Origin of the sequence: Arsenophonus endosymbiont of Bemisia tabaci Q2, assembly GCF_902713415.1 — a bacterium.
Classification (GTDB): domain Bacteria; phylum Pseudomonadota; class Gammaproteobacteria; order Enterobacterales; family Enterobacteriaceae; genus Arsenophonus.
This window is the reverse complement of the sequence record NZ_CACTIE010000224.1, coordinates 1-2,533: the sequence shown is the minus strand read 5'-3', so window position 1 is coordinate 2,533 and position 2,533 is coordinate 1. Positions and strand designations below refer to the sequence as shown.

Genomic DNA, 2,533 nt, shown 5'->3' with positions numbered 1-2,533 from the left:
GCTATAGTTCTTTCCAAATCCATAAATACAGGAGCTGCCTGTACACAAGCAACGGTGATTGATTTATCCATTATTAATTCAGCTCATTGTTGAATATCACATATCGTTTATGTTTGCGATTATACAAATGAAGTGTTTCTAACGTTATTACCCGAAAGCAGCAAGTTTATCAGGCTTTAGGCTATAGAGCCTGATATTGAAGTCTACCAGATATGGATTCGATCTTTAGGTGCCAGATAAAGCTTATGCTCTTTTTCTACATTAAATGCTGCATACCAATCATCTATATTGCGTACCACACCGTTGGCGCGATAGGGGTTCGGATTATGGGGATCAGCCATAATCTTATTACCCTCTGACTCTTTATTAGCTAACTCGCGCCAAGTTCTCGCCCAGGCTATAAAGAGAAGCGTTGTAATCCCGTCATTCCATCGATAATCGGCGGTTCACCATTCGGATAATGCTCTTTAGAAAATTGTTTATAAGCATTGAGGGCAACATTTAATCCACCGAGATCACCAATATTTTCACCTAGGGTAAGTTTATCGTTAACAGCTAAACCATCAATTTTAAAGCCGTTGTTATATTGGTTAATAAGTTTGACGGTTTTTTCTTTAAAATGCTGCTGTGAAGCCGTTGACCACCACTTTCTTAATTGCCCTGTTTCGTCATAAAGACGGCCTTGATCGTCAAAACCATGTCCCATCTCATGCCCGATCACCGCACCAATGGCACCATAGTTATAAGCAGGATCAGCATTTTGATCAAAAAATGGCGCTTGCAAAATAGCCGCCGGGAAAATAATTTCATTCTGAAGTGGATTATAGTAAGCGTTAATTGTTTGTGGCGTCATCCCCCATTCCCACTTTCTGACTTTTTCACCGATCCGGCTCATATTATCTTGATAGAGCCAGTTTTGTACTTGCAGATGATTGTCGAATAATGTATCTGGTTGCAAATGGAACGTACTAAAATCATGGCATTTTTCAGGGTAACCAATTTTAACCGTAAATTGGTTAAGTTTTTTAAGTGCTTTTTGGCAAGTCCGTTTATCCATCCAGTCATTATTTTGCAAGCGTGTTTTAAACATTCCTTTAATATAACTTACCAAATTTTGGATCTTATTTTTAGCATCAGGATCAAAATATGTTGCAACATAAAGCTGCCCCAACGGCTCCCCTTTTAGTTTATTCACGACTTCTAATGCCCGTTCTTTACGTGAACGCTGCTGTTTAATACCATTTAATCGAGTTGAATAAAAATTAAATCGAGCGTAAGAAAACGCTTGATTCAAGTAATTGGCTTTACTACTCAGATAATGGAAAACTAAGTAGTCTTGTAGGGTAGATAGTGGGGTATTAGCCAATATTTTTGCCAGCTGTTCAACTGCACTGTCATTTTCTACAATAATTTTCGCCAACTGTTCATCTGAAAGTTTCCATTGTTGAATAAACCCCTGCCATTGATAATCTGGCGTAAACTTTTTCAATTGGCTAAGCGTCATCGGATGATAATTTTTCAACGTGTCACGTTCAGCTTCTCGTGTCCAATGAACTTTTGCTAACGATTTTTATAACGCAAAAATCTGCTTAGCCTTTAACTGTGCTTCTTTTTCGGCTTCTCCCGCTAAATGTAAAATAGTGGCAATATAAGCGAGATAATCGTGACGGATAATCGCCATCCGTTTAGTGTTATCCAGATAGTAATTTCTATTTGGTAGGCCTATAAACCACCTTGTCCCAGATAAAGAATATAGGTATAGCTAAGCGACTTAATTTTGATTACAAAAATATATGTTTTTCTCCAATATAAATTTACTGATATAGAGTAATTACTTGTAATCATTTTAAAGTCGCCCAGCTATATCAGGTACTTTTGGATCCAACCCAACCCAATAGGAAATAAATGGCATATAGCCTGGTTTTGCCATCAAATTAGTAATATTAGCGTCAGTTTTTGCCTGCTTGATAGAATTCAGAGCATTTTTTACCGGCATTAAACCTGTTTTTTCAACTACCGTTTCATTTAAATAACTGCGATAAAGATTACGAATATTGCGTTTATTATGATTAAGCTCACTTTCCGGTTGAACTTCAAGTTTATTTATCAGTGCTTGCAGCTGTTTTTCTGTTTTGAGATATAACTCAACAAAGGAATTAATACGTGACATTCCAGCTGGGATTTTTGTATGAGCTATCCAATCTTGATTAACATATTGATAAAAATCATTACCTAGAGAAATGGAATCAGACAGTATGATTTTTTGTTCACCGTAAGTAACGTCTTTGGCAACAGCAAAGGAGGAGACTGTCAGATCAGACAGATTAATAAGTAGTGCTAAAACAGTTTTTGCATAGGAGAAAACCTTTCTCTTCTTTGAGATTGATATGTTCCATCAACAAGTGTTGATAAGCTGATAAAGTATATATACTACTTCAATTTTTTAACAAAACGCATACATAAATTTAATTTTTTTTAAAGTTATAGCTAAGCGACTTAATTTTGATTACACCATATTGATTGCGAACAAAAT

Annotated in this window: 2 protein-coding genes and 1 pseudogene; all 3 read right to left on the bottom strand. The window is 36.2% G+C overall.

Translation table 11 applies throughout. The features are described from left to right. Positions 1–203: 203 nt before the first annotated feature. Positions 204–401 (bottom strand): M13-type metalloendopeptidase, encoded by a 198-nt coding sequence (locus ARSQ2_RS13910; protein WP_255487692.1) that lies wholly within the window; start codon positions 399–401, stop codon positions 204–206. Continuing rightward, positions 398–853 carry a M13-type metalloendopeptidase gene (locus ARSQ2_RS15300; protein ID WP_476726907.1) on the bottom strand — a complete coding sequence of 152 codons (456 nt, stop codon included), beginning with the start codon at positions 851–853 and terminating at the stop codon, positions 398–400. Before ARSQ2_RS15300 ends, ARSQ2_RS13910 begins: the two co-directional genes overlap by 4 nt. A 195-nt stretch (positions 854–1,048) precedes the next feature. After that, positions 1,049–2,170 (bottom strand): annotated as a pseudogene (locus ARSQ2_RS15295) (M13 family metallopeptidase); the annotation flags it as partial. Positions 2,171–2,533 lie beyond the last annotated feature (363 nt).